At 63.8% G+C, this 22,297-nt stretch carries 19 protein-coding genes; 3 read left to right on the top strand and 16 right to left on the bottom strand.

Annotated features, from left to right (window positions below):
- Positions 1 to 53: 53 nt before the first annotated feature.
- The 4 genes from pgi to HOLFODRAFT_RS0201880 form a co-directional block, all read right to left on the bottom strand.
- Entirely contained in the window at positions 54 to 1,685 is a 1,632-nt protein-coding gene (pgi, locus tag HOLFODRAFT_RS0201895; protein WP_005036997.1) for a glucose-6-phosphate isomerase, read from the bottom strand.
- A gap of 10 nt (positions 1,686 to 1,695) precedes the next feature.
- Entirely contained in the window at positions 1,696 to 2,172 is a 477-nt protein-coding gene (locus HOLFODRAFT_RS0201890; RefSeq protein ID WP_005036998.1) for a hypothetical protein, read from the bottom strand.
- Between the two features lie 108 nt (positions 2,173 to 2,280).
- Positions 2,281 to 3,858 (bottom strand): methyl-accepting chemotaxis protein, encoded by a 1,578-nt coding sequence (locus tag HOLFODRAFT_RS0201885; protein ID WP_005036999.1) that lies wholly within the window; start codon positions 3,856 to 3,858, stop codon positions 2,281 to 2,283.
- Between the two features lie 76 nt (positions 3,859 to 3,934).
- On the bottom strand, positions 3,935 to 5,218 hold the full coding sequence (locus HOLFODRAFT_RS0201880; RefSeq protein WP_005037000.1) for an O-acetylhomoserine aminocarboxypropyltransferase/cysteine synthase family protein: 1,284 nt from the start codon (positions 5,216 to 5,218) through the stop codon (positions 3,935 to 3,937).
- Positions 5,219 to 5,328: 110 nt separating this feature from the next.
- Here HOLFODRAFT_RS0201880 and HOLFODRAFT_RS0201875 point away from each other — a divergent pair, with 110 nt between their 5' ends.
- A complete protein-coding gene (locus tag HOLFODRAFT_RS0201875) occupies positions 5,329 to 6,573 on the top strand; it encodes a hypothetical protein (protein WP_005037002.1) in 1,245 nt (414 codons plus the stop codon).
- Positions 6,574 to 6,654: 81 nt separating this feature from the next.
- Here HOLFODRAFT_RS0201875 and HOLFODRAFT_RS0201870 read toward each other — a convergent pair whose 3' ends face one another.
- The 9 genes from HOLFODRAFT_RS0201870 to HOLFODRAFT_RS0201830 all read right to left on the bottom strand — a co-directional run bounded on the left by HOLFODRAFT_RS0201870 (position 6,655) and on the right by HOLFODRAFT_RS0201830 (position 15,769).
- Positions 6,655 to 7,695: a M20 family metallopeptidase gene (locus tag HOLFODRAFT_RS0201870; protein WP_005037004.1), complete on the bottom strand. Its 1,041-nt coding sequence runs from the start codon at positions 7,693 to 7,695 to the stop codon at positions 6,655 to 6,657.
- Positions 7,696 to 7,698: 3 nt separating this feature from the next.
- Positions 7,699 to 8,535, bottom strand: coding sequence for a diaminopimelate epimerase (dapF, locus tag HOLFODRAFT_RS0201865; protein WP_005037006.1), 837 nt, complete (start codon positions 8,533 to 8,535; stop codon positions 7,699 to 7,701).
- A 63-nt stretch (positions 8,536 to 8,598) separates the two neighbouring features.
- Positions 8,599 to 9,066: a DUF2798 domain-containing protein gene (locus HOLFODRAFT_RS0201860; protein WP_005037007.1), complete on the bottom strand. Its 468-nt coding sequence runs from the start codon at positions 9,064 to 9,066 to the stop codon at positions 8,599 to 8,601.
- Between the two features lie 28 nt (positions 9,067 to 9,094).
- The gene (locus HOLFODRAFT_RS18815; RefSeq protein WP_005037009.1) at positions 9,095 to 9,580 is read right to left on the bottom strand and encodes a MarR family winged helix-turn-helix transcriptional regulator; all 486 of its coding nucleotides are present in this window, start codon (positions 9,578 to 9,580) and stop codon (positions 9,095 to 9,097) included.
- 204 nt (positions 9,581 to 9,784) lie between these two features.
- The gene (locus HOLFODRAFT_RS0201850; RefSeq protein WP_005037012.1) at positions 9,785 to 10,543 is read right to left on the bottom strand and encodes a zf-TFIIB domain-containing protein; all 759 of its coding nucleotides are present in this window, start codon (positions 10,541 to 10,543) and stop codon (positions 9,785 to 9,787) included.
- Positions 10,544 to 10,591: 48 nt separating this feature from the next.
- Complete coding sequence (locus tag HOLFODRAFT_RS0201845) at positions 10,592 to 11,818, bottom strand: threonine/serine exporter family protein (RefSeq protein WP_005037015.1); 1,227 nt, start codon at positions 11,816 to 11,818, stop codon at positions 10,592 to 10,594.
- Between the two features lie 12 nt (positions 11,819 to 11,830).
- Positions 11,831 to 12,325: a signal peptidase II gene (lspA, locus tag HOLFODRAFT_RS0201840; RefSeq protein WP_005037017.1), complete on the bottom strand. Its 495-nt coding sequence runs from the start codon at positions 12,323 to 12,325 to the stop codon at positions 11,831 to 11,833.
- A complete protein-coding gene (ileS, locus tag HOLFODRAFT_RS0201835; RefSeq protein WP_005037019.1) occupies positions 12,322 to 15,102 on the bottom strand; it encodes an isoleucine--tRNA ligase in 2,781 nt (926 codons plus the stop codon). Before ileS ends, lspA begins: the two co-directional genes overlap by 4 nt.
- 214 nt (positions 15,103 to 15,316) lie before the next feature.
- Positions 15,317 to 15,769 carry a hypothetical protein gene (locus HOLFODRAFT_RS0201830; RefSeq protein ID WP_005037022.1) on the bottom strand — a complete coding sequence of 151 codons (453 nt, stop codon included), beginning with the start codon at positions 15,767 to 15,769 and terminating at the stop codon, positions 15,317 to 15,319.
- Positions 15,770 to 15,806: 37 nt separating this feature from the next.
- Here HOLFODRAFT_RS0201830 and HOLFODRAFT_RS0201825 point away from each other — a divergent pair, with 37 nt between their 5' ends.
- Positions 15,807 to 16,502 (top strand): hypothetical protein, encoded by a 696-nt coding sequence (locus HOLFODRAFT_RS0201825; RefSeq protein ID WP_005037024.1) that lies wholly within the window; start codon positions 15,807 to 15,809, stop codon positions 16,500 to 16,502.
- Positions 16,503 to 16,507: 5 nt separating this feature from the next.
- On the opposite strand, the gene HOLFODRAFT_RS0201820 is transcribed toward HOLFODRAFT_RS0201825, so the two are convergent.
- The 3 genes from HOLFODRAFT_RS0201820 to elbB form a co-directional block, all read right to left on the bottom strand.
- Positions 16,508 to 16,990 (bottom strand): DUF2798 domain-containing protein, encoded by a 483-nt coding sequence (locus tag HOLFODRAFT_RS0201820; RefSeq protein WP_005037026.1) that lies wholly within the window; start codon positions 16,988 to 16,990, stop codon positions 16,508 to 16,510.
- 551 nt (positions 16,991 to 17,541) lie between these two features.
- Positions 17,542 to 20,562: a WD40 domain-containing protein gene (locus HOLFODRAFT_RS22425; protein WP_005037028.1), complete on the bottom strand. Its 3,021-nt coding sequence runs from the start codon at positions 20,560 to 20,562 to the stop codon at positions 17,542 to 17,544.
- Positions 20,563 to 20,606: 44 nt separating this feature from the next.
- Positions 20,607 to 21,284 (bottom strand): isoprenoid biosynthesis glyoxalase ElbB, encoded by a 678-nt coding sequence (elbB, locus tag HOLFODRAFT_RS0201810; RefSeq protein WP_005037031.1) that lies wholly within the window; start codon positions 21,282 to 21,284, stop codon positions 20,607 to 20,609.
- 226 nt (positions 21,285 to 21,510) lie between these two features.
- Here elbB and HOLFODRAFT_RS0201805 point away from each other — a divergent pair, with 226 nt between their 5' ends.
- On the top strand, positions 21,511 to 22,296 hold the full coding sequence (locus tag HOLFODRAFT_RS0201805) for a transporter (RefSeq protein WP_005037033.1): 786 nt from the start codon (positions 21,511 to 21,513) through the stop codon (positions 22,294 to 22,296).
- Position 22,297: the final 1 nt, after the last annotated feature.

The raw sequence follows: 22,297 nt of genomic DNA, 5'->3' as shown, positions 1-22,297 counted from the left end.
GATCGGCAATCCAAGGGGCAACGGCCGATGGGCAGTTGCCCCTTGGTTCCAGGTTATTTCCCCCGCATCCCGCGAATCCGCCGGATCAGGGCATTGGTCGAGCTGTCATGACCCAAGGGCGGCTCCTCCCCGCTCTCCAGTTCCGGCAGGATCCGGCTGGCCAGGGCCTTGCCCAGCTCCACGCCCCACTGATCAAAGGAGTTGATGTCCCAGATCACCCCCTGGGTGAAGACGATGTGCTCGTAGAGGGCCACCAGCTTGCCCAGGGTCGCCGGATCCAGGCGTTCCGCCAGGATCAAGCTGGAGGGTCGGTTGCCTGGGAAGGTGCGGTGGGGCACCAGGGCCTCGGGAACCCCCTCGCCCCGGACTTCCTCGGCGGTCCTGCCGAAGGCCAGGGCCTCGGCCTGGGCCAGGACATTGGCCAGGAGCATGTCGTGATGGCGCCCGAGGGGGTTCTGGCTCCGGGCGAAGGCAATGAAGTCGCAGGGGACCAGGGCCGTGCCCTGGTGGATGAGCTGGTAGAAGGAATGCTGCCCATTGGTCCCGGGCTCCCCGAAGTAGACAGGCCCTGTCGCATAATCCACGGGACGGCCATCCGAGCTCACAGACTTGCCGTTGCTCTCCATGGTGAGCTGCTGGAGGTAGGCGGGAAAGCGCTTGAGATACTGATCGTAGGGCAGCACCGCCACGGTCTGGGCCTTGAAGAAGCTGGCATACCAGAGGCCCAGAAGGGCCATGGTGACCGGCAGGTTGGCCTCCAGAGGGGCCGTGCGGAAGTGCTCGTCCATTGCGTGGAAGCCGGCAAGCATCTCCCGGAAGGCCTTGGGGCCGATGGCGATCATGGTGGAGAGGCCGATGGCGCTATCCATGGAGTAGCGTCCACCCACCCAATCCCAGAACCCGAACATATTCCGGGGGTCGATGCCGAAGGCCTCGACCTTGGCAGCGTTCGTGCTCACCGCCACGAAATGCCGGGCCACGGCCGCATCGCTGCCCAGTCCAACCAGGCACCAAGTCCGGGCCGACAGGGCGTTGGTCATGGTTTCCTGGGTCGTGAAGGTCTTGGAGGAGACGACGAAGAGAGTCTCTGCCGGATCCAGATCCCGGGTGGCTTCGGCGAAGTCCGTGCCGTCCACGTTGGATACGAAACGGATCACCAGATCCCGCATGACGTAGGGCCGAAGGGCCTCGAAAGCCATGACAGGTCCCAGATCGGATCCGCCGATGCCGATGTTCACCACATTGCGGACGGGCTTGCCCGTGAAGCCCTTCCAGGCCCCGGTGCGCACCTGCTCAGCAAAGGCCGAGAGGCGGTCCAGGGTTTCATGGACTTCAGGCACCACATCCCGGCCATCCACGAAGACCTGTGCGCCCCTGGGTGCCCGGAGGGCCGTATGGAGCACTGCCCGGTCCTCGGTGCGGTTGATGCGGTCTCCGCGGAACATGGCCTCACGGGCATCCAGAAGTCCGCTCTCGGTAGCCAACGCCCTAAGCAGGGTCAGCGTCCGGTCCGTCACGCGATGCTTGGAATAATCGAGATAGAGCCCCGCCCCCTCACAGGAAAGCCGCCCGGCTCGGGCGGGATCCATGGAGAAGAACTCCCGCAGGTGGCATCCCTGAACACTGCGGTATTCCTCCTCAAGGGCCCTCCAGGCCTTTCGCTGAGAGAGGGGCACGGGACTCATGGCAAGCTCCTCAGGCGGGGATCTGGTTCTTGTATCCAGCGAACTTCACGAGACACATGATGAAGAGCACCAGAGTAGCAATCCCAGCCAGCATATTCACCACGGGGATAATGCATAAGCAGCTGCAGATACAGTAGGCCAACCCCAGGTTCTTCCCGCAATCCCCGACATCCGTGCGTCCCTGGCTCTGGAAATAGCCCTGATAGGACTCGGAAATGGCCTTGTAGACGAAGAAGTTCCAGACAAGATTGAAGAGGGGGATGATGAGAAGCCAGACCATTCCAGGCTCCATCTTCCGGTAGGGAGCGGGCACCTTCTTCAGACACTTGCCCAGGAAGAGGATGATGGCGATGGCAATGGCGAGCCCGATGATCGCGCCAATGACCACGATCCCGCAGGCGAGGCCCGCCATGCCCATGGCGGCGGCGGCATCAGCATCGGGGGATCGGCCTTGAAGCAGGGCCAGACAGGGCGTGAGGTTGAGCATGGGCTCTCCTTAATTGGGTTGGAAGTCTCATGTTGGCATGACACACTGCCTTTTTTCGAGGGGCAAGCCGACCTTGAGCCAGTGTGGGAGAGTCCTGCGCGCTCAGGCTCACATCCGGAAACGGCCCACCATCCCCCTCAGTCCCTCAGCTACGTTGGAGAGATCCTCGGCGGTCCGGACGATTTCCTGGACCGTGGCGGAGAGTTCGTGCGTGGCCGTGGCGTTCTGGGCCAGGCCCTGCCCGGTCTCCTGCATCATCTGGTTCACATCGGTGCTGGTGTCGGCCTGGGCCTGGGTGAAGGATCCGATCTGATCAATGCGTTCCGTCACCACCTGGATACGGGACCGGATGGAATCAAGGCTCTGTATCGTGGTGTGGACACTCTCGGTGCCGCCCTGGACGACGTTCCGGGTCAGTTCAATAAGTTCCTCCACATCCTTGGCCGCCCCCCGGGAGCGGTCAGCCAGCTTGCGCACCTCCTCGGCCACCACAGCAAAGCCCTTACCATGGACACCGGCCTTGGCGGCCTCGATGGCTGCGTTCAGGGAGAGCAGATTGGTCTGCCGGGCGATCTCCTGGATAACCCGCACGGTCTGCACAATCCGATCCGTGACCCCTTGGATTTCGGCCATGCTGCGGACGGTTCCCTGCCCTGCCTCGGCGCTGAGCTCGGTATCCGCCACGGCCTTGCGGCTCTCCTGCTGACCATCCTGGGTATGACGGGCCACCAGAGAGGCGTTTTCCGAGAGTTCCTTCATGGACTGGGCCACACGCACGCCAGCAGTCCTCAACTGCTCACTGACCCGGGCGATCTCATCCATGGCCCGCCCCATCTCCCCCGCAGAGGCCGACAGCTCTGTGCTTCCCGAGGCGACGCGGTCCGCAAAGCCCGAAACCTCCAGGATCTGGCCCCGGAGATTGGCGTTATAGGCATTGAAGGCCTGGGCCGCCTGGCCGATCTCATCCTGGCTCTCGATGGCAATGGTCCTGGAGAGATCGCTGTTCCGGAGACCCTCGACCAGTTCCCGGAGGGGGCGGGTGACCCGCCGGACGAAGGTGCGCACCCCCAGGAAGAGCAGGAAGGACAGGACCAGCAGAGTGCCCAGAATGGCCAGGGTGTAGGCCCGGACCTCGGCATCCAGGTCGTCCATGTAGACACCGGTGCCGATGTTCCATCCCCAGGGCTCGAAAGCCTTGACGTAGTTCATCTTGGGGAAGGCTCCCTGCTGGCCCGGCTTGGCGAACATGAGATCAAGGAAGCCCCCCTGGGGCTCCCGCGCAAGCTTGTTCAGCTCCACGTAGATCAGCTTCCCCTTGGCATCCTGGAAGGTATCCACCGCCTTGCCTTCCATCTCGGGCTTGATGGGCACGGTGACGATCTTGAGATCCCGCGTGAAGATATAGAAATAGCCCGTCTTGCCGAAGCGGATCCCCTTGATGAGGTCCAGGGCCCTGCGCTGGGCCTCGGCCTGGGTGATCGCCCCGGCCTTCGCCTGAGCCTCCTGCCCCTCCAGGATTCCGCAGGCGGTTTCCGTCAGGTGCTGAAGGTATTCACGCCGGGATTCCAGCAGGCCCTTCCGGATGACCGGCATCAGCACGAGCCAGGCCACCAGGAAGATCACCCCCAGAGGGGCGAGGGTGAGGGCAACGATCTTTCCGGAAAGGGTCTTCGGAAGCAAGGCCATGATCGTCTCCGGTGGGGGGTGTCATTCCCTCATCGGAGAGCGGCCTCCACAACTCAATTTTCCGGCAGGGCTCCGCTCAGACCCCCGCCAGCGCCTGATCCAAGTCGGCCTTGATGTCGTCGATGTGCTCGACGCCGATGGAGAGGCGGATCAGATCGTCGGTGACCCCCGTGGCCAGGCGATCCTCGGCGCTGAGCTGCTGGTGGGTGGTGCTGGCGGGGTGGATGATGAGGCACTTGGCATCCCCCACGTTGGCCAGACGGGAGAAGAGGTTGACCCGGTTGATGACAGCCTTGCCGACTTCCAGGCCGCCCTTCACTCCGAAGGCCATGATGCCGCTGAATCCGGCACCGGGACGGAAGAAACGCTTGGCGATGGCATGGCTGGGGTGGTCCTCCAGGCCGGGATAGTTGACCCAGGCCACCTTGGGATGGGCCTTGAGCCACTGGGCCAGAGCCAGGGCGTTCTGACCGATGCGTTCCATGCGCAGATGCAGGGTCTCGATGCCCTGGATCAGGAGGAAGGCATTGAAAGGGCTGATGACCGCCCCCATGTCCCGCAGGCCTTCCAGCCGGGCCTTGGCGATGAAGGCCCCAGGGCCCATGAGGTCGGTCAGCACCGCCCCGTGGTAGTTGGGGTTGGGAGAGGTGAACTCGGGGAACTTGCCATTGGCCCAGTTGAAGCGCCCGCCGTCGATGATGATGCCCCCCAGGGAGGTGCCGTGGCCGCCGATGTATTTCGTGGCACTGTGGACCACGATGTGAGCGCCATGAGCCAGGGGATTCAGCAGATAGGGACTCGGAAGGGTATTGTCCACAATAAGAGGCACCCCGGCCTCCTCGGCGATGGCGCCGATGGCCTCGAAGTCTGGCAGGTCCAGCTTGGGATTGCCCAGAGCCTCGGCATAGAAGGCCCGGGTGCTGGGTCGGATGGCCTTCCGGAAGGCCTCGGGATCACCGCTGTCGACAAAGGTGGTCTCGATGCCCAGGCGGGTAAAGGTATTCTTGAAGACGTTGAATGTTCCGCCGTAAAGATTGTCGCTAGATACAATATGATCACCCGTCTTCAGAATGGTGGTCAGCGCCAGGGTGATGGCTGCCATGCCCGAGGCCGCCGCCAGGGCGCCGATGCCGCCCTCGAGTTGGGCGACGCGCTCCTCGAAGACCGCCTGGGTCGGATTGCCGAGACGGGTGTAGATATTTCCGGGCATTTCAAGATTGAAGAGCCGAGCCCCATGCTCTGCGGTGTCAAAGACGTAACTTGTGGTCTGGTAGATGGGCACGGCCCGACTCTTGGTGTCCTGGTCAGGTTTGTGTCCCCCATGGAGAGCAATGGTTTCAAATTTCAGGGGCTGGGTCATGGAGGGCTCCGAGCGCCAGAACGCGGCAACTCCCGAAATCATGGAAGCACTTGGACCACCCGTCAATTTACGACTGCCCAAGCAAGAATCTCATACGGACTGAATCCAACATGTTTAAAGCTTTTTTCTCCCCCCTCACTTCAATCCTGCGCAAACCGCGGTCCACCTCCTCCCAGGGGAAGGGGCACCTCTTGGCTCGCGGGGACATCCGGACGGTCGTGGCAGGACTGGATAAGCGTGGAGAGGGTCTGGTGGTTTGGGAGAACGCTGGCGAGATCTGGTCCGCACGGATGGAATCATCGAGAAGGTCTGCACTGGCAACCTTCCCTGTTTCCGAAGGCAGGCAGCCGACCCTCGCCCTCGCGGAGCACAGCAGGGGCATGCTCGTCTGGATGATAGGCCCTCCTGGGCGGGAGCATCTCCTGGCCTCTACCGTAGAGGCAGGAGGGGCCGTCGACGCCTCCCAGCATCGCCTGGACGCTTCGGGTCCCATCCAGCACCTCCAGGTGGCCATGGACCGCCGCGGGGGTGCCATCGTCCTCTGGAGCCAGTCTGGCCCCAGGGGCTGGGAGATCCGAGTGCAGACCTATGACGGCCGCACCAAGTCCTGGGAGGAAGCCTCCACCCAGCTGGGGCAATCCGATCCCACCCCTACCCGGCCACACCTGATCATGAACAGACAGGGCGTTGCCATGGCGATCTGGCAGGCCCGGGAAGAGGATTGTGAAGGGCTTGTGGTCGCCTACAACTGGCCCCACGAAAGAATCTGGTCCGACCATCTGGTCCGCATCGCCGCCAGCAACGCTGCGGAGTTGACAGCCTCCCTGGACAGCCGCGGGAACGCCCTGGTCTGCTGGATCCAGCGTTTCCCCGGAGAACCGGCCGTCCTGGAAACCTCGCGATTCTCGGAAGCCTCCTGCGAATGGAGTCCCCCCTATACCCTGGCCACGGCCCCAGGCCTGTTCCAACTCCGAATGAGCACCGATTCGAACGGAGAATCCATGCTCGCCTGGAGACAGAAGGAGAACGCCGGAAGCGAGCATCTTTTCGGTCGCCTCTGCCGGAAGGGGGACTGGGGAGACATTCTGCGCATCAATTCCGGGCCAGAGTATCTGGGAGACTATGCCCTCCTCAAGACCGTGGATCAGGCGGCGGTCCTGCTCCTCCCAGTCAGGGGAGGAGCCGTCATACACCGGATGGAGGGAGCCTTCTGGCTACCTCCAATCCCGATCGCCCAGGACAGCACGGAAGTCACCCTGCACCCCACCCTCCTGAAGCACCCTGCTGGGCTCACGGCCCTGTGGCTTTCCGGCAGCCAGAATGACGTCCGGCTGATGGTCTCCAACGTTTCTTGACGCCGGAACCAAGGTAGATGGTCATTCCCTCCACCTCGAAGGATTCGTCTATCCGGGCTGGAGCCCTACCGCGGGGGGGCTTCATCGTGTGGACAGCAGGTACCGCGCCAGATCGAAGTACTGGTGGGCCCCCTTCACCGCCTCCTCCAGATCCAGGAATTCCTCCTGGGTATGGGCCACCCGGATGGACCCTGGACCGGTCATCACCACGAAGCGGTCCCGGGCCAGGTTCCGCAGGGTGTGGGCGTCTGAGGCAAAGGGCACCGGAGCCATGGGGAAGCCCTCGATGGCTGGGAAGATCTCGGCCGCCCGCTCGAAGAGCACCTCCACGACTCCACAGGAAGGGGTGAGGCGGAGGACATCCTTGGAAAAGGTCGTACCCGGCACCGTGCGGGCGAAGACCTTGGCTTCGGCCTCGTCGGGCACCACGTTGATGGCCCGGCCCGCCTGGAGGGTGCCCAGGTTCCAGACCTCTGGGCCCAGGAGGGGATCGATGCGCTCCGGCAATGCCCGCAGGGCATTGATCCAGTCCAGCATGGGGAAGGCCGCGTTGATGCCCTCCTCGGGGGTGCCGCTGTGGGCGGCCTTGCCGTGACAACGGAGGTTCAGGTGGGCGGAGCCCCGCTGCCCTGCGGCCAGGACGCAACCCGTGGGCTCACCATTGATGACGGCAGTCAGACCCTCAAGGCGGGGCCTGAGGTCCAGGGCGATACGAGCCCCCAGGCTGTCGGTTTCCTCACCAACAACGCCGAGGAAGGCCACATCGCGCTGTCCCTGGGCCAGGAGCCCCCGGATGGCCTCCACCATGGTCACCAGGATGCCCTTGGCGTCACAAGTGCCCCGCCCCCAGAGACGCCCCCCCTCGCGATGGGGCGGAATAAAGGGCGGTACCGTATCGAAGTGGGTGCTGAAGAGGACCTTGGGTGATCCCCAGGTGGCCAGGAGGTTCCGCCTCCCGCCCTCTACGGGCTGCCAGTGGAGCTCGGCACCCAATTCACCGAAGAGCTCCATCAGAAGCGGCATGAGGCGGGCTTCCTGGCCCGTCGTGGTCTCGACAGAACAAAGCCGGAGTATCCACTCCGCGATGCGCTCAGGCTCAGGCGAAAATAAAATATTGTCCATTAATCACTCCGGCCAGATTCCATCAAAGACGTAGGTCACGGGCCCGGCCAGGAGGATCCTGTCCTCCACGAAGCGCACCTTCAATTCGCCTCCGGGCATGCGGATCACCACCTCGTCATCCACCAGCCCTCGGTTGCGGCAGACCGCCGCCACCGCACTGGAGCTGGTTCCCGAAGCCAGGGTGTAGCCAGCCCCCCGTTCCCAGATTTCGATGCGCAGGGTGCTGCGGTCGATGACCTCCACAAACTGCACGTTGACCCGCTCGGGAAAGAGGGGGTGGTGCTCGATCTGCGGCCCCAGTCGTCGGGCGGTCTCCGGCGCCACCGGGAGGCCCAGGACCACGGCGTGGGGATTGCCGACGCTGACCCCCTGGATCAGGACCCTTTCCCCGCCCAGATTCAGGGGGAAGTCGCGGATCTCGGCTCCGGGGGCCACCCCCGTGAAGGGCAGGGATTCCGCCCGGAAGGAGGGCCGCCCCAGATCCAGTTCGATGAGGCCGTCCGGCATGAAGCACAAGGGCACCTCACCCGCCGGGGAGGCGATGCGGCCCTTGTCCCCCTTCAGGTATCCCTCATCCCGCAGATACTGGGCAAAGATCCGAAGACCGTTGCCGCTGCGCTGGGCCTCGCCCCCATCGGGATTGAAGATCCGGACCTGGAAGGGCTCCGAGTCGTCCAGGGGTCCCAACAGGATCCCGTCCGAACCGGCGCCCCGCTCCCGGTGGCAGATCCGCGCCACCCGGTCCGCATCCAGATGAAAGGTGTGCTTCCGGGGGTCCATCACGAAGTAGTCGTTGCCCAGGGCGTGGTATTTGCGGAAGGGAATGCCGGAAGGGTTCATGGAGGGCTCTAGGAAGTCAGAAGAACCAGTATCGACGCTCAGGGCACCCAGGCCAAGGTGGCATTAGTGCTGGGTCTGTACCTGGGGGAACAGCTTCTGGAAAGAGGCCTGGACCAGGGGGGTCACCACCAGCAGGTTCAGGGGCAGCGCCATCAGGACGTTCTTCCAGAGATGGCCCAGGTAGATGGTCTTGAGGAATCCGGAGAACCCCACGTGCAGCAGGGTGCCGTAGACCGTCATGATCAGCACCATACTGCCCATGAGGACGGTCCTGAGGGTGATATGGAAGGTCCTGGGGGATTCCTGGGGATGGGCGACCCGGTGTGCAACCCAGTAGGCAACCCTGCCCACCACGAGCAGCTCCACCAACAGGGCCACAAAAAAGCCCGGCCACACCCCCACCAGGAAGGCGGGGATGACCCTGTGGGTGAATCCCAGGGCGAGAACGAGGTTGTACAGCGTCATGCCGATCACCATGCCCGCACACATGAGCGTTCCGAAGACAAAGGATTCCTTGGGGCTCTTCCCCATAACGACCTCCACACAATGAAGTTGGTTTCTATTTCAGGGCGGCGACAGCCGTCTCGAAGTTGTCACCCACCAAGCGGAGCAGGCGCATCAGCTCCCGCCGGTCCCTTTCGCAAAGGGGGGTGATGGTGCTTTCGATGCTCCTCCGGTGCGCCTCGGTGGCCTGGGCATGAAGGGCCTCCCCTTCCCTGCCCAGACGCAGGCGCATCAGGCGATGATCCTTTTCGTCCGCCCAGCGTTCGATGAGCCCCTGCCGTTCCATGCGCTGCAGGATGCCGCTGAGGGTGGCGGGTGAGACGTGAAGGTGCTTGCCCAGTTCCCGCTGGGTGATGCCTTCATGTTCACCGATCACATTCATGCACAGCCCCTGGGTCGGCGGCAGCCCCGGCTTGGGCATGCTGCGGGCCAGCATGGAGAGCCGGAGATGGTTGATCCTCCGGAACTCCTGCATCACGTCCAGGGAAACTGGATCCAAACCTTCCTGGCCGTGGCCGGAAGCATCCTCAGGGCGGTTCATCTTCGTTCCTTCGATTAGAGCGAAGACGGCCAAGAACCTTTTCGCATACGAAAGGTTAGCATGCGAAACATCCTGAAGCAATCCTTCGTTTCATAGCCATCCGCACACAAAAGCGTATATCCCACCACCAGGCAACCCTACCGCGCGGGGTTGCCTGGTGGTGAAAGCGGCTTTTGAAGCTTTACGATTGATGGCAAACGGGTATCAGCGCTTCAGCCCATTCCAAAAAGTCCCCGCCGCTCCCAGGAGGATGCGCCCCAACAGGCTCCCGGTGTCCACGAGATCCAGCAGGTCGCGACCGGAATCCGGCTCTCCCAGTATTCCCCCCTGGTCCGGCGGCAGGGATGCGGCCGCCTTCTTCTGACGCAGGTCCTCCTCCAGCTTCAAGCGCTCCCGTTCACGGGCCTTCTCCAGCCCGCCGCCGTCAACGAAAACCAGCACCTGTCTCAACTCATCCCGGTCAAACCAGAGCCCGTGGTCCCGGCAGGAATCCAGGATGACCCCGGAGATCCGGGCGTAGTTCACCCGGTTCATGAAGCGGGCGCAGACCGGACATTTCCGGTAACGCACGGCGTTCGTGTGCGGAGGCAGCGGAGCCGAAGGAGCGGATTGTCCTGGGAGTGAGAGGTTCTGGGTGGCCCTCGCTTTGGACAGAGCCTCGAAGCAGTCCTTGGCCAGCCACAGCCCCCCACACCCCTGGCACTGGTGGAGATCCACACCTCCGATGGGGGTATTGACCAGCTTCACCTGACATCCAGGGCACTGGAGATCCGAGTTCTCAGGCTGCTCCAGGACCTGGACGGAAGCACCGCAATGCCCGCAGTATCGGGCCCTCAGCGATACCAGGGAGAAACAGGCGGGACAGGCCACAGATGCCAGTTGGGAGCGGCAGTAGGGACATTGGACCTCGTTCTCGCCCACGTTCGCACCACAAGAGGCACAGCGTAAGATCGCGGCTTCCATGCTTGGGATCTCCTTTCGACCAGTCTTTCACCGTTCTGATCCAGCGGCTCAAGATGCCTTCAAGCGGACCGCCTTCCGGGGGTCCACGGTCACCCGGCTGAGGAGCAGCCCCACCAGGAGCGCCATGCCGACCTGGACCATCTGGAGGGCGCTATCCAGCCCCACGTTGACCTGTCGTGATCCCAGGAGGGTGAAGCTCTGGACCCCGATGACCCCGGGGACCAACAGCACCATGGCCGGCAGGAGCGGCACGAAGGGTGTGCGTCCCGAGCGGCGGGCCCAGAGGGTGCTGCCGATGCCCAGGAGGTAGGCGGCGAAGCCGATGCCGAATTCAGGGCCCAGGCCCTCCCCCGCAAGACGAGCCCCCCCGAAGGCTACGACACAGGCCACCAGCATGGGCAGGAGATCCCGCCACCGGGCATTGAAGAGCACGACGAAAGCCGGGGCCACCATGAACATGGCCACCATCTGAACCCATCCGGGAAAGGAGCTGGGCGCCGCCGTCATGCCCGTCTGGAACCAATGGACCCCGATGCGCTGGGCCACCACCATTCCGGTGGCCAGCTGCCCCAGGTCGAGCAGGGTATGCAGTCCGCGGGCGCTGCCCGCCAGAAGGTTGTCCGTGGCCATTTCATTGGTGGTCATGACGATGCCGGGACTGGGGATCAGGACAATGATGGCCCCCAGGGTCACCACCAGGGCGGAAGCCTGGGGAATCCAATGGCAGAGCATGACCGAAAGCAGGCCCGCCACCACCGCCCCCAGGAAAGGCAGCACCCGGATCAAGGTCTGCCGAGCCCTGCAGAGACCGATCATCAGCCCCACCAGGCCACCCAGAACCCCGCCCAGCAGCAGCTCCCGCCATCCCCCATTCAGGAAGACCGTGACACAGGCGGAAAGCAGGGCGTTGGCCAGCACAAGATGCCGTTTGGGGTGGACCTCCGGGGCCGCCACGATGGCCTTGACCCGCTCCGAAGCCTCCTGGAGCCCGATCGCGTCCTTCAGCACCTGGAGGGTGACCTCATGGAGATCCCCGATCCGCCCGAGGTCCATGGTGTCCGAGCGGCCCCGGAGCAGGAAGGTGTGCTGAATGCCGTCAATGGTGATGTAGCTGAAGAAACCCGTGGGGATGGCGAAGAACTGGGCCTCAATGCCCAGCTTCTGGGCGACCTGCCCCATGGTCTCCTCGAAGCGGTTGGCCGGAGTGCCCGTCACCAGCAGGGCCCTTCCCAGCTCCAGCAGGAACTCGATCTGGGGCGAAGCGGGATGGGCCAAGGGTTCCTCCGGCTACCTGGGTGCGTTCCGCCAATGGATCAGCAGGGTCAACCCCAGGAGGATGGCACCGCAGACGATGCAGCAATCGGCGATATTGAAGGTCCAGTAATGCCAATCCCCATAGTAGAAATCCAGGAAGTCCACCACGGAGCCCCGGGTAAGGCGGTCCAGGCTGTTGCCCAGGGCGCCTCCGAGGATGAGCCCATAGGACCAGCGCATGAGGGTGGGTGTCCCAGCCTTGAGGAATTCGTAGCCGAAGTAGAGCACCGCCAGGAGCCCCACCACCAGGAAGAGGGCCATCCGCAGGCCGTCGGAGGCGTTGGCGAAACTCCCGAAGACCGCACCGGGATTGAAACCCAGGGTCAGATTGAAGAAGCCGGGGATCACAGGCTTGACCTCGCCCGGCTGGAACCGGGCGAGGATGGCGGCCTTGGACCAAGCATCCAGCCCCAGGGAGACCAGGGGCAGGATGAGCCAGGGAAGTCGGGTGGTCCAGGCTGGCTTCACGCGTTCGCCCGCACCACGTCCCAGCAGCGGGGACAGAGATCGGCGTCATCGCCCTGCCCGGCCCCGCCCTTGTGGTTCCAGCAGCGGGGGCACTTGGTGCCGGTGTGGGTCGTGACTTCCACGGCCAGTTCCCCTTCCACGAAGCGGAGGCTGGATACCACCAGGAGATCCTCCAGGCTCTCTCCGAGCCCGGCAAGAAGCTGCTGCTGGGCGGCGGGAAGGGAGATGGTGATCTCGGCATCCAGACTGGTGCCAATGGTCTTGGCGGCCCGGTGGGGCTCCATGGCGGCCTGGACGGCTTGACGGACTTCCCAGAGCTTCTCCCAGGTCTGGTCGGCCGGAACGAAGGCCCCTTCGGGGAAACGCTGCTCGAAGACACAGCCCTCGACACCGGGGATGTGCTCCCAGGCCTCGTCCGCGGTGAAGCTGATGAGGGGGGCGGCCAGGATGGCCAGCCCCTCCGCCAGGCGGCGGCAGACCGTGCGGCAGCTCCGGCGGCGGGCGCTGTCCGTGGCGTCGCAGTAGAGGCGGTCCTTGATGATCTCGAAGTAGCGTCCCGAGAGTTCCAGCTGGCAGAAGGAGAGCAGGGACTGGGTGGCCTTCAGGAAATCGTAGGAGAGGTAGGCCTCCCGCAGTTCCTTGGCCAGGGCCAGGAAGGCGCTCCAGACCCAGCGATCCAGAGGAGACCAGGCCTCCTCGGGCAGGTTGTCCGCCCTCGGGTCGTATTCGGAAACCGCCCCCAACAGGAAGCGCAGGGTGTTGCGGATCTTGCGGTAGGCGTCGGCGTTGCGCTCCAGGATGTCCTTGGAGATGCGCACGTCCTCGCTGAAGTCCACGCTGGCCACCCAGAGGCGCAGGATGTCGGCGCCCATGGTCTTCATGACCTCCTCAGGAGCGATGACATTATTCATGGACTTGGACATCTTCTGTCCCTTGCCATCCAGCACGAAGCCGTGGGTGACGACCGTGCTGTAAGGCTTCAGCCCGCTGGCCGCCAGATTGAAGAGGAGCGAGGAGTGGAACCAGCCGCGGTGCTGGTCCGAACCCTCCAGATAGATGAAGTCGCCGTAGTCCTCAGGCTTCAGCTCGGGATGGATGCGACTGACCACCGTGGCGGAAACGCCGGAGTCGATCCAGACGTCCAGGATGTCCGTCTCCTTCTGGAGCGCGCTGGAACCGCACTGGGCGCAGACGGCGCCCGCGGGCTTGAGCTGCTCCACCGGCAGATCGGCCCAGGCCTCGATGCCCCCCTCCTCGATGGCGGCGGCGGCCTTCTCGAAGATCTCGGGGAGCACCAGGGGCTCGCCGCACTCAGAGCAGCGCAGCACGGTAATGGGGGTGCCCCAGGCCCGCTGACGACTGATGCACCAGTCGGGTCGGCCGCTGATCATGGCATGGATGCGGTTGCGCCCCTGGGCCGGCACCCAGCTGGTGGTGTCCACGCCCTCCAGGCCCAGTTCCCGCAGGCTCCGGCCATTCTGGAGCTCGTCGTCCATGGTGATGAACCACTGTTCCGTGGCCCGGAAGAAGATGGGGGTCTTGGTGCGCCAGCAGTGGGGATAGCTGTGCTGAAGCTTCTCCTCATGGAGGAGGGAGCCGTTGGCCCGCGCCTTTTCGACCACGATGGGATTGCAGTCGAAGATGTTCTTGCCCTCCAGTTCGGGGTCGTTCACGGCGGGCACGAAGCGGCCATCGGGTCCCACTAGCTGGAGCAGGCCAAGGTGGTTCGCCAGATTGAAGTCGTCCACACCGTGGTCGGGAGCGGTGTGCACCAGCCCCGTGCCGGTATCCGCGGTCACGTAGTCAGCCAGGAGCACCGGGGACTCCCGGTCGATCCAGGCGTGGCGGGCCTTGAGGCTCTGGAAGGCGCTGCCCTTGCGGATCTCCTTGGTGTGGAGTTCGACGCCGAGCTTCTTCTGGAACTCTTCCTGGAGGCTCACCGCCACGAGGTAGTGCCGGTCCCCGGCCTTCACCACGGCGTATTCCATGTCCGGGTGCATGGCGATGGCCAGGTTGCTGGGCAGGGTCCAGGGGGTGGTGGTCCAGATGGGCAGGTAGAGCGGTGTGGGCAGTTCAAGGCGCCGCGCCTCGGCGTCGGAGACCGGGAAGGCCACGGTGATGGCCGGGCTGGTCTTGTCGGCGTATTCCACCTCGGCCTCGGCCAGGGCGGTGCGGGCGCCGTAGCTCCAGTGGACCACCTTGAGCTTGCGGCTCACGGCGCCCCGCTCGAAGAGCTGCCCCATGAGGCGCACCACGGCGGCCTCGTACTTGGGTTCCATGGTCACATAGGGGGCGTCCCAGTCCCCCAGCACGCCCAGGCGCTGGAAGCCCGTGCGCTGGGTGTCCACCCACTTGTTGGCGTAGGCCCGGCACTTGGCCAGGAATTCGCTGCGGGACATCTCCCGGCGCTTGGGGCCGAGGTCCTTCTCGACGGCGTGCTCGATGGGCAGGCCGTGGCAGTCCCAGCCTGGGATGTAGGGGGACTCGTAGCCGTCCAGCCAGAGGGACTTCACCACGATGTCCTTGAGGATCTTGTTGAGGGCGTGCCCGATGTGGATGGCGCCGTTGGCGTAGGGAGGGCCGTCATGGAGGATCCGGCGCCCCCTGCCCTTCCCGCTGGCGTTCTCCGCCTTGCGATGGGCCTCGATGCGCTGGTAGAGGCCCTCGGCCTTCCACCGCTCCAGGCGCTTGGGCTCCCGCTGGGGGAGGTCCGCCTTCATGGGGAACTCGGTCTTCGGCAGGAATACCGGATACTTCTTCTTCACGGATTCGCTCATGGCGCCCTCGTGCGCAAAGGAGTCCACCCAAGGACCCCGGGATTCGTAAACATTCAGACTACACGGCGGAACGGGAACTGAGAAGGTCCAGTACAGAAAGGTGGGGAGGGTCCGCTTGCGATCCGCGACGACTCCAGCCAAATCCTTCTTTTTCTCCGCGCCCTTTCTTTTAAACCTCTGCGCCCTCCGCGTTGACTCCTTTGATCTTTCCCCCTCAGATCCCGGGATTCACCCAGGGCATCGTCGGACTGGGGGTTCCCACCACTCCGCCCACCCGGACGGCAGCCACCACGATCCATCCTGTGGGCCGACCGATCTCCTTCAGGTTCATGCGGATCCTGCCCCCAGGGGCCGGGAGGTCGGGCCGACGCTGCTCCAGGATGACCTCACCCCGGGCGATGACCTCCGCGGGCGCTGGGCAGGCCAGGCCCAGGGGGAGGTAGTAGACCCTCACCTGCTCGACGCCCACCAGCACCTCGCCCTGGACATCCTTGTGGGGAAGCTGCACCTCCAGCTCCCTCAGGGAGAGCCAGCGCACGGTGCAGGCCTGGGGGGCCACCCTGGGCCTTGGAATGGGGTCTCCCTTCCGGCCGCAGGCGGTGGATGCCAAGCAGAGCCCCAGGAGCAGAGCCGGAGCGGTCAGGTGGGATAGGCTGAAGGGTCGCACGGGACTATGATGCCCTATTCTCAAGAAAGGAACCCCCTTGGAGTGGTCGCTCCCCCCTGAGCTCGCCTGGCCCCAGTTCCTGAGGCTCCTGCGCTATCCTGCGCCCCCCAAGGGCTGGCTGGAGGCGGCGGCGGATCTCCCGGATATACGCAAGCGCCCTCTCCTCCTGCGCTGGATCGCCCAGCACCCCAAGAGCCCCGCCCATCTCCGGATGCGGTTGCTGCCCCGGCTCCCCTGGCGGGCCCTGGTCGCCATCGCCCAGGATGCCAGCGCCCACCCCCAGGCCCGGTCCCATTCCGTGGAACGGCTCCAGGCGCTCTGGGGCGGCATGACCCTCGGGGAGCGCCGGAGCTTCGCGATCCATGCCCCCCGCCCGATGTGGGAGGCAGTCTGGAAGGTGCGGGACACCGGCATCCTGGCGGCCTTCCTGGCCCATCCCAAGCTGGGTCCCGAGCCTCTTTGCGCGCTCATCCAGCCCCCCATGAGCCCCTTCCAGGCCATGGCCCTCCAGCGCTCCCGCTGGCGGGAATCCTCCCTTATCGCCGAGCAGGTGCTGGTGGCCCTGGATCAGAGTCTCGCCCTGCCGGAAAGCGGTCTGGTCCTGGGCATGGCGGCCTCCTGGATCCGGACCCTGTCCATGGAGGAACGTCTCAATGCCGCAAACCGGCTGACCCACCCTGCCCTGCGGAAGATGACCCGGGCCTGGGCGATGCCCATTCAGGACGAGGATTGATCCGCTCAGCCCTCGGTTTCGAGAGCGGCCTCACTCCTGAAGGCGGCCCTGAAGACAAACCTCACAAAGGGGCCGATGATGAAGATCTGAGTAAAGAAGGCGAATGGGAGATTGTAGACCATTTTTTGCAACCAGTTTGAAATAATTTCACAATTAATACCATTATATAGAATGGTTGCAACAAAACTCATGGCCGGGCACATCAGGCAGATGGTCATGGCCGTGATCCCAAGAATGACCACCATGGGCCTGTCCGTCCTCGGATCGACAAAGCGGAAGGCCATCCTTTCAGCGGCCTTGTAGACTATGGCGCTTTCCAGGATGAAGGCGACGGTGAACTCCACGGGGATCTCCCTCGCGGCCAGGAGGAAAACCCGGTTGCTCATCGACCCCATGGCGATGGCCACGTTATAGACCGTAAACGCTGTGACCGAGACAAGCACGGTCAAGGCCATGAAGAACAACTTCTCGAATTTCGTTTGCGGCATACGAGCCTCCCAAAGTCGGTTTGAACACCGTCGCCAACATTGACGAGACAGTGCGCTAGACCTTGGTGCCGTGATCAGGTTTACGTGCAGAATGCACTACATGTGTCGTTTGCCAAGGGGGTCAGGATAGCGCGGGGATGCCGGGGATTCAAGCGGCGTGGCCGTCCAGCTGAATAGCCGAGGATCGTACTTTCCCCGAGGAGAAAAGTCATGTTGGCATAAAGGAAGACCCGGTTATCGGCGTTGCTCAGCCGAAAAAGACATGAGCTGGGATGCAAAGGATGAAAGGGATGAAAAGCCAGAGGAGGCTCGGCGCTCTGGGCAGGTTCAGGAAGGGCAAGGGGGCGTAGGCACCTACGAGCCACAGCCCCCTTGTCCTTCCTGAACGCGTGCGGCTTTGCCGCGCGCCCCAGCATAGCGGGGCGCGCCAGATCGCCTTTGTGGAACATCGTTGCCCGCTGATTGCTTTATCCTGTTCATCCTTTGCATCCCAGCTAATTCATTTTCATGGCATATCAAAGGTCTTTGTGCTGGATGACAACAGAGGCCATCTACTTCACTCTCCCCACCGGGAATCCCTGGCCGCTGATGGACACCGTGGGGAACTGGGCGTGCTTGAAGACCTGTTCCGCCAGGTCCGGCACCTCGGATTCCACGTAGGCCGCCAGTTCGGTAGTGTGGATCAGGCCGCTCTTCCCCTTGTCGGCCCTGCCCAGCATCCCCTGGGTCAGGGTCCAGGTGAAGAGACCGTGGCCCTGATAGCCCTCCAGGGCCTCCTGCACCGAGGTCGAGGCGGAGAGGATCGTGGAGCCCACGGCCCGGGAGAGCACCTTCATGGCGGTGTCCTCGCTCATACCCCGGGTCAGGAGCGCCGTCTGCATGGCCTGCCCCAGCTGACCGGCGTTGCAGGTGTCGATGATGATCAGCTTCTTGGTGGAGGGGATGTTGGCCACCAGCTCCTTCAGCATCCCCTGGGAGAGGGCATCTGCCTTCAGTCGCTGGGTGCTCAGGGCCCCGACATTGGAGGTGATGAGGAAGTATTCCCCCTCGTCCACGGTGCCGTGGCTCGCCAGGTACAGGATGAAGACATCGTCGGGATGGATGGCCTTGAAGCCCTGCAGGGCGCTGATGACGCCCTCCCGGGTCGTGGCCTCCCGGGTGCTCAGGCTCGTGATCTTCACCTGCTCGAAGAGCCCCTGGGCCCCCTGGCGAAGGGTGTCGGCGAAAAGATTCGCGTCGGCCACGGCGTACTTCAGGCTCAGCTTGGGGTTGCGGAAGTCCTGGATGCCGACCACCAGGGCGTGGAGGCTCGGCTTGTGGAGGGACGCAAAGCTGGCCACCACCCGATGGGTGGCCTCGTTGCTCTGCATGGTGTTGTCGGCGTTGAAGGCCGCCGCGCGGATGGTGTGGGTTCCGGGGGACAGCCTGAGGCCGTAGCTGCGGTAGACCGCACCGGCCTCCTCCTTCTGCACCACCTTCAGGCCCCGCCCGCTGTCCATGAGGACCGCCGATCCATCCAGGTAGAGGCGCACATCCCCGATGCCGCCTCCCCGATCCTCAAGCCTCAGGGTCACCCTGAAGTCCTCCGCCGAAGTCGTGGCCGGGGTCTGGACGATGCTGAGCCTGGGGGGCTGCTTCACATCCGCCAGGGTCTTGAACCCCTCCATGCTTACGCCGGAGAGGGCCATCTTGACAAGATCGGGGCGGAAGAAGGCCTCGCGGTAGTTCTCGATGCCGTAGACACTGGCCCCGACCCGCACGTTCATGTAGCGATCGCCATTGAGCGAGGCGTTGTAGTAGCCCTCGGGTGTGATGACAATCCACTCGCCGTCGGCGAAGTGGACAAAGCGCGCCAGTTCCCTGCCCGTCCCGACATCCCATAGACGGGCGGTCACATCCCGGGATTCGGACAGCAATCGCTTGCCGTCCGGCGAGAGGGTCAATTCAGTGATGGCCCCCTGATGGCCCTTGAAGCTGCGGATCAGGGTCTGATCGCTATAACGGAAGAGGTTGATGGTCTTGTCGGTACTCCCGGTGGCAAGCAGGTCGTTCCTGTAGCTGACCGCACGGGCGGTGACGGCCTGGACATGGGCCTTGAACTGCCGGTGTATCCTCCATTTCGGACGGTTGTGGGACATCTTGGCGTCGATGTCCATCTCGTCCTTTGCGTCGATCCTGAAGATGGTGATATCCGGACTGCCCGAGTCCCCGAAGATGGATCCCAGGGGCACATCGACGAAATAGAAGCACCGGTTCCGGGAGTCGTAATCCGAAAAGACCTCTGGCGAAGCGTTGTAGAAGGATTCCTCCTTGACCATCCGGGAGGCCTTTTCGATGGCAAACTGGTCCCCGGACTTGAACAGCTTGGTCAGCTCATGGTGAAAGGCATTGAAGTTGTATGATTTTTCAAGAGATGCCCCGGCCAGGTTCCAACGTTCAACCAAGGTCTCGATGGGATCTTTACTTCCCTGGCCAGGAACCTGGATCTTCATGCTCAGGAAGGCACCGTCCGCCGAGAAGGCCGACCCGTGGATCTCACGGGCAGGAGAGCCGAAATCCCTGATGGCCCGGCCCGTGGCGAGGTCGTAGAGGTCCAGGTGATCCCCCATGGAACTCACAGCAGCCAGACCCTTGGCAAGGCCGTATCCCACACTCGTGACATTCTCCCGCAGATTGATGACGCGCCGTTCCTTGGCCTCGGCGTCAAAGACCCGGAGGCGATAGGGCGATGAAGCCTCGGCCACCTGCATGGCACCGTCCGGAGACTGGAAGGCCATCCCCTCCGGCCCCCGCTTGACGACAGCCTCCATCCGATCGGGGTCGATGGTGACCAGGAGCCCCTGCCCGACAAAGAGCATCCTCCCCTCAGGCGTGAAGCTCAGGTAGGACAGGGTCCAGTAGCTGGAGAGCTTCTGGCCGCTAAAGGTTTTCAGGATCCGACGCTCCTTGACTCCCGCCACGATCACATCGCCGCGAAGGGTGGTGAAGAGCACCTTGGAACTGTCCGGGGAGCATCCGACCGAACGCAGGGGGGGCACGTAGCCAGAGGTACTGCCGGGATCCACCGGGGCCGGGATAGCCGCCAGGAGTCCACCCGAATCAAGATTCCAGATCCGGAGGGCCAGCCCCTCCACCGAGCCGAGAATGCTGCCATCGGGGCTCACATCGATACTGCGCACCTCGTCCTGATGGCCCCAGAAGGTCCTGATCAGGCGCCCGGTGTCGATATCCCAGAGGCGCACGGTCTTGTCACGGCTTCCAGAGACGAGCCTCCGTCCATCCGGGAGAAAGGCCAGGCACTTTACCACCCCTGTGTGCCCGGAGAGAGTCTGAAGCTCCCGTCCGGTGGCGGTCTCCCAGATCCTGATGGCGCTGCCCCCGCTGGCGGCAGCCAGGAGGCTGCCATCCGGGGAGAAGACAATCTTCCTCCCCTCACCGAAGTCGTCGGCGGTCTTGAACCCAAGCTGCAGGTAGATCTCCGGCACCTGGGCTCGGAGCGCCGCAGGAAGGAACAGGAGTCCCAGGATGAGAACAAGGGAGACCCCGTTTCGGCGGAGGAAGAAAGCAGGCATGGGCGTCTCCGGCATGACTTGGAACACAGGCGATGGAGCCGGATTCAGATCCGCCCTACGACCTCTGTAACGCAGCGCTCGATCCCCACCCAGACATCACTGAGACGCGGGTTGTCGAACATGTAGGCAGCCGTGGTCACCAGCTTCAGCGCCTCATCGATGACCACCTCCCGAGGGCTGGGCACAGGCTGATACACGTGGCCAAGCCTTTCCATGGCGGCCTGGACATCACCGCCACTGCCCAGGGTGAGCCGGGCCTTCTTTCCGGCCTTGGCGAGACAGAGCCCCACCATGGCCGGCGCGATGCAGATGGCCCCCACGGGCTTCCCTGCTTCGAAGAAGGCCCCGATGAAGGCCTCCACATCGGGTCGGACCGTCGCCTCAGGACCATGGAAAGCGAAGCCGCAGAGGTTCTTGGCCACCCCAAAGCCTCCGGGGATCACCAGAGCGTCATAGTCGCCCGCCTTGGCCTTCGCCAGATCCAGGCACTGCCCTTTCCGGGCGATGCGGCTGGATTCCTCCAGAATGTTGCGGCTGCCGACCGCCACCTGACCCGTGGCGTGGTTAAACACATGGTGCTGAGGGGCATCGGGCGCGACGCACTGGACCTGGACCCCCTGCTGGTCCAGGGCCAGGAGAGCCAGAACGGCCTCGCGGATCTCGGCACCATCCACGTGGCCGCAGCCGGCCAGCAACACAGCGATACGAGGGGACTTGGGCATGGGAAGCTCCGCGTGAAAGCCCCATTATGCCCCCTTGCACCCTGGGCGATGATCCGAGTGGCCTGTCTTCGGAGGCGCTTTCCAGAAACGGCGGGAACAAAGCTCCACAAGAACGGCCCCAGGGGCCCAGTTCTTCCAAGAAAGTCCTTGCCCAGGCCCGACCGAACGTCGTATATTGAGACTCGTTCTCAACGAGAGGCGCCACCTGCTCACCCTGGAGTCCACCATGAAACACCTCGCCCTGATCCCAGCCCTTTCCGCCATCATCTCCTTCCCGGCCCTTCGGGCTGCGGAACCCGAAGCAGGGGCCGTCCGATCCATCGTCACCGCCCCTGCCGGCCTCACAGACGTGGGTGTCCTTGAGCTGGAATTGGGGGGAAGCCAGAGTTACGGCAAGGACCACACCCGGGAGGGAGGCATCGCTGCCCAGTTCAACCTCGGTCTCAGTTCATGGCTGGACCTGCGCCTCGGCTGGACCGCACGGGCATGGAACCGGGATGCGGATGGCCAGGGCAACGATGGGGTGAGCGATCCCTACATCGGAGGCCAGGTCCTCTTCGCCGGTCAAGACAAGACGGGAGCCGACATCGGTCTCGCCTATTCCCACCTGATGCCCAGGGCCAGTGTCAGCAAGGGGCTCAGCTCCGGCTACCACGAGGACACCCTGCTCTTCACCATCAGCAGGTCCATGGGGCGATGGGCTCTGGATGCCAACGCCGGGGTCGCCCGCACCCGCGTGGAGGACGGTTCCCGCAAGGCGAACCAGAAGGTGGGCTCCGTCGCCATCACCTATGCCCCCGCCCAGGGCTGGAACCTGACCCTGGACACCTACGGGGTGGCCAAGTCCGACCTGGGGGATAGGGAACTGGGCAGCATCCTGGCTGCCAGTTGCGATATCAACGACAAGCTGACGGTGGATATGAGCGTCGAGCGGGGCTGGGCCGATGCCTCTCCACGTTTCGCCTTCAACGCCGGGTTGATCTACCGCATCGGAAAGCTGTGGGGGAACTAGG

The sequence above is a fragment of the Holophaga foetida DSM 6591 genome (genome assembly GCF_000242615.2).
In the GTDB taxonomy this organism is placed as follows: Bacteria; Acidobacteriota; Holophagae; order Holophagales; family Holophagaceae; genus Holophaga; species Holophaga foetida.
Note: the sequence above shows the minus strand (reverse complement) of the source record. Positions and strands in the feature narration are given on the sequence as shown.

Coding starts and splice junctions, on each gene's coding strand:
- elbB (WP_005037031.1), bottom strand. CDS start 21,284: ATGCCCAAGTCCCCTCGTATCGCTGTGTTGCTGGCCGGCTGCGGCCAC.
- HOLFODRAFT_RS0201870 (WP_005037004.1), bottom strand. CDS start 7,695: ATGGACAATATTTTATTTTCGCCTGAGCCTGAGCGCATCGCGGAGTGG.
- HOLFODRAFT_RS0201890 (WP_005036998.1), bottom strand. CDS start 2,172: ATGCTCAACCTCACGCCCTGTCTGGCCCTGCTTCAAGGCCGATCCCCC.
- HOLFODRAFT_RS0201820 (WP_005037026.1), bottom strand. CDS start 16,990: ATGCCGCAAACGAAATTCGAGAAGTTGTTCTTCATGGCCTTGACCGTG.
- HOLFODRAFT_RS0201805 (WP_005037033.1), top strand. CDS start 21,511: ATGAAACACCTCGCCCTGATCCCAGCCCTTTCCGCCATCATCTCCTTC.
- pgi (WP_005036997.1), bottom strand. CDS start 1,685: ATGAGTCCCGTGCCCCTCTCTCAGCGAAAGGCCTGGAGGGCCCTTGAG.
- ileS (WP_005037019.1), bottom strand. CDS start 15,102: ATGAGCGAATCCGTGAAGAAGAAGTATCCGGTATTCCTGCCGAAGACC.
- HOLFODRAFT_RS18815 (WP_005037009.1), bottom strand. CDS start 9,580: ATGAACCGCCCTGAGGATGCTTCCGGCCACGGCCAGGAAGGTTTGGAT.
- dapF (WP_005037006.1), bottom strand. CDS start 8,535: ATGAACCCTTCCGGCATTCCCTTCCGCAAATACCACGCCCTGGGCAAC.
- HOLFODRAFT_RS0201875 (WP_005037002.1), top strand. CDS start 5,329: ATGTTTAAAGCTTTTTTCTCCCCCCTCACTTCAATCCTGCGCAAACCG.
- HOLFODRAFT_RS0201885 (WP_005036999.1), bottom strand. CDS start 3,858: ATGGCCTTGCTTCCGAAGACCCTTTCCGGAAAGATCGTTGCCCTCACC.
- HOLFODRAFT_RS0201850 (WP_005037012.1), bottom strand. CDS start 10,543: ATGGAAGCCGCGATCTTACGCTGTGCCTCTTGTGGTGCGAACGTGGGC.
- HOLFODRAFT_RS0201880 (WP_005037000.1), bottom strand. CDS start 5,218: ATGACCCAGCCCCTGAAATTTGAAACCATTGCTCTCCATGGGGGACAC.
- HOLFODRAFT_RS22425 (WP_005037028.1), bottom strand. CDS start 20,562: ATGCCTGCTTTCTTCCTCCGCCGAAACGGGGTCTCCCTTGTTCTCATC.
- HOLFODRAFT_RS0201860 (WP_005037007.1), bottom strand. CDS start 9,066: ATGGGGAAGAGCCCCAAGGAATCCTTTGTCTTCGGAACGCTCATGTGT.